The sequence below is a fragment of the Streptomyces sp. SID14478 genome (assembly GCF_010548525.1).
In the GTDB taxonomy this organism is placed as follows: Bacteria; Actinomycetota; Actinomycetes; order Streptomycetales; family Streptomycetaceae; genus Streptomyces.
Map to the genome: position 1 here is coordinate 1 of NZ_JAAGMG010000812.1, position 981 is coordinate 981.

Below are 981 nucleotides of genomic sequence, written 5' to 3' on the forward strand. Positions count from 1 at the left end.
GGTCGGCGGCGGACAGCGGGGCGCGCCGGATCGCCGAGGCGAAGCCCCAGACGTACTCGGCGAGCAGCCGGGGCGTCGGGTGCAGCGGGCCCGCCCGGCGCGGGTCCAGGTTGACGCAGCGGGAGCGCTTGGACGGGTTCGCCCGCTCGGCGCGGGTGGGGTGGTCGCGCCGGAAGTACAGCAGTTCCGGCACCTGGTGGAAGGGACCGTGCAGCACGAGCTCGGCGACGAACGTGCGGTCCGCGTGGTGGTAGCTGTCGTGCGGCTTCACCCGGCGCAGTACGTCGGCCCGCATCACGCCGTAGAAGTCGTCGCCGCCGGGCTCGAACAGGAAGCTGCGGAACCGGTCCGGGGCGCTCGGCAGGTCGGTGGCGAGCCCGTACTCGTAGGGCACCGTCACCTGGCCGTCGCCGTCGATGACCGCCTGGCCGGAGTGGGCGAGGACCACGTCCGGCCGCTCGTCCAGCGCCTCGACGCAGCGCCGCAGCAGGTCCCGGGCGTACAGGTCGTCGTGCGAGGCCCACTTGAACAGCTCGCCGCGGCACTGGGTGAACACGTAGTTGTGGTTGGGCGCGGCGCCGATGTTGCGCCGCAGCCGGATGTAGCGGACGCGGGCGTCCTGCTCGGTGTACTTGCGGCAGATGTCCTGTGTGCCGTCGGTCGAGGCGTTGTCGCAGATGACCAGCTCGAAGTCCTCGTAGGTCTGGCCCAACAGGGCGTCGAGCGACTCGGCGAGGTACTCCTCGCCGTTGTACACGGGCAGACCGATGCTCAACCGGGGATGGGGGGTCATGACGTCCTCACTTCACGAATGGGGAGTTGGTGGTGCTCGCGCAGGGCCGAGCGCAGCTGCAGCCACCACACGGCCGAGCCGCAGACGGTCGCGGCGGCGGCGCCCCAGGCCGAGCCGATGGTGCCGCCGACGGCCGCCCCGCCGAGCCCGCCGGTGACGTAGCAGGCGGAGGCGAACAGCTGGCAGCG

1 protein-coding gene and 1 pseudogene are annotated in these 981 nt (G+C 72.2%); both read right to left on the reverse strand.

The window, feature by feature from the left end; all coding sequences use genetic code 11:
• Window positions 1-793: glycosyltransferase family 2 protein (locus G3I40_RS26655; protein ID WP_164304707.1), on the reverse strand; the 793-nt coding region annotated here is incomplete at its 3' end.
• Window positions 790-981 (reverse strand): annotated as a pseudogene (locus G3I40_RS26660) (hypothetical protein); the annotation flags it as partial. The gene G3I40_RS26655 and the pseudogene G3I40_RS26660, both read right to left, overlap by 4 nt.